Consider the following 2,366-nt stretch of genomic DNA (forward strand, 5'->3'; position numbering starts at 1 on the left):
GATAACTAGGAATTATGGATTCTATACAGTCATTTGGGACCGAGCTTGCGATAGCCGCTCTAAGCCTACTTTTCATTCTTGTTCTGCTGTTCAACTGGCGCAGTGTGACGTCTTTTCTCTACGATTCTGGCATCGCAAAAATTCACGCGAGCGACCGAACCACGGAGTTCACACTTCGACTAAAAGTGATGCTCTTGAAGATATCGGGAGCGTCTCATCATGACATAGAAAATCAGCAGATTGACTATCTTGGAGCCTCTCAACTAGAGCAGACGTACTTTGCCAAGAACAAGTTTCGCTGTTTTTGGCAACTCTTCTCATACTACATGCTCTACTGCCTGGTCATGGTGATACTAGCGCGCCCAATCGACATCCCGTCGAGCATCGAGGTTGGTCGGCTCGTTGCCTTTGATCAAATCCGCGATGCATCGCAGATGGTTTTGAATGTTGGAATCTTGGCCCTTTCAAACGTCCTGACGGATCTTCTTTCACTGGCGATCACCTATGTTCACCTAAGCAAGATCTCCGTCTGCTTGAACCAAAGACAATCAGCTCGTGCGGCTTACTATGCGATACGTGACGTGGTCTGTGCCGGAGCGCTCTTCATCGTATCTCAAGTGGTTTCCAATTTCTTGTATCCAAGGGCGGTTATTAATCCCCCGTCGGACTACGATCCTTTGACTGTCGAGGCTGCCTTGATGCCTTACGCATTCATGCAGTCTGTCACAGATGGAATGCTGAATTTTTATCCGTTTGTCTTTCCTGGTCAGCTATTCATCACCGGAACAGTGTTTGTACCTACTCTTCTAACTATGGCGCTCATCCTTTTGGTCGTGGTCCTGCTACTAATTTTGAAGATCGTCGGACGCCTTCAGTTCTACTTTCTACGAGACGACGCGCTGCTAGATCTAATGGCGCCAGCGGCACTTCCAGAGGTTGGAGACGCGCTTCAAAGCAGGACAAAAAGGTGTATACAGTTCTCCGTGAATTCGATTTACACCATCATACTAGGCGCAATGGGCTCGCTGCTCTTCTATGTCATGTCCAAAATGTTCGGTCTTCCTTGACGACCTTGAATTGGCAGACGTCAAAGTTACCACCAGATCGATCGAAAATGACCTGGATACCGGCAAGGTAGAATTCCCATTTTCGAAACGCACATTCGGCCAAGTAACGACGCTTGCTAGACTCAAGGGTTCGCCCTTGAGATGCAGCTATGGCTTCAACGTCGCTAGCCAATATCTCCAGTGCTTGCTCGCGGTTCGTTGTCAGGTTTCGTAGCCATTTGGAAAGGGTGCGCTTGTAGTTTTCTCCTGCATGGAAGTAATTCACGCTCGCCGTCAAACCCGAAACCTCGATACCTCTTAGCACTTCAGACGCACGAGGAACGAACCCTCCGGGGAAGATGTACTTGTCTAGCCAGGGGTTCATCCGACCGTCATTGCGACGAACTATCGAGTGGATCACAGCGGTTCCGTTCACTTTGAGCAAGGCATAAACCGATTTGAAAAAAACCGGATACTGCGTCTTCCCGACATGCTCCAACATGCCGATGCTTACAATGTGATCGTAGGACCCTGCATGCTCGCGATCAAAGCCTCTATAGTCCGCGACCAGGAATTCGGTCGAACCGGCCAATTCTGAAGACTTTGTTCTATCTGAGGCGTACTCGATTTGAGACTGGGCGATAGATATCCCGTCGACATGAACACCGGGATGTGAGGCAGCATGTTTGGCGAAGCTCCCCCATCCACAGCCAATGTCTAAGATCTTGGCAGGTTGGTCGGGATCTACTCCCAAACGAGACATTGTTGTCGAGAGCTTGTTTTCCTGAGCTTCTTCTAGTGTTTTGTGGTCTTCATCAAAGAATGCACAGGAATAGACCATGCTAGGACCGAGAATGAGCTCGAAGAGTTTACTGTTCGAATTGTAATGGGTTTTGACTTCTCTGGTAAGCAGAGGTTGAACGTATTGCTTTCTGACATGGAGAAACGTTCTGATCAATCCGCCGAAGACGCCGCTATTTGGCGGTTTTGCCCCACGCCTATTGTGCAAAAGGACGACTAGATCGGCAAGGTTGCCGCTTTCCACATACCAATGCCCCTTTACGAAAGCCTCCGGTAGATAGAAGCTCGGATCCCGCATGATGAAGAAGATCTGGGTCAGCGAAGGCGGCGCGATGACAACTTCGGGTTCCATGTCGTTTAGCGCGACAACGCCCTGCCCCTGGAGCTCAAGAGCGACTGGGATTTGACCAAACAGATGACGCAGAATTCCGACTACGGCCTGTTGTTCTCGTCGATGTCTGGGACCCACATATTGATCGGGTCGCCTAGTGTTTGGAAGGGACATAATTCCTAGTTATC

2 protein-coding genes are annotated in these 2,366 nt (G+C 49.5%); one reads left to right on the forward strand and one right to left on the reverse strand.

The window, feature by feature from the left end; all coding sequences use genetic code 11:
* The first annotated feature begins 14 nt into the window (after positions 1–14).
* Entirely contained in the window at positions 15–1,067 is a 1,053-nt protein-coding gene (locus SLH47_RS26185) for a hypothetical protein (protein WP_320244080.1), read from the forward strand.
* On the opposite strand, the gene SLH47_RS26190 is transcribed toward SLH47_RS26185, so the two are convergent.
* Positions 1,039–2,199: a cyclopropane-fatty-acyl-phospholipid synthase family protein gene (locus SLH47_RS26190; protein ID WP_320244082.1), complete on the reverse strand. Its 1,161-nt coding sequence runs from the start codon at positions 2,197–2,199 to the stop codon at positions 1,039–1,041. The genes SLH47_RS26185 and SLH47_RS26190 overlap by 29 nt on opposite strands.
* Between the last annotated feature and the right edge of the window lie 167 nt (positions 2,200–2,366).

This window comes from Cognatiyoonia sp. IB215182, from assembly GCF_033963905.1.
GTDB lineage: Bacteria > Pseudomonadota > Alphaproteobacteria > Rhodobacterales > Rhodobacteraceae > Yoonia.

Bases quoted from the DNA above. Each gene is read 5' to 3' on its own strand.
- SLH47_RS26185 (WP_320244080.1), top strand. From the start codon at position 15: ATGGATTCTATACAGTCATTTGGGACCGAGCTTGCGATAGCCGCTCTA.
- SLH47_RS26190 (WP_320244082.1), bottom strand. From the start codon at position 2,199: ATGGAACCCGAAGTTGTCATCGCGCCGCCTTCGCTGACCCAGATCTTC.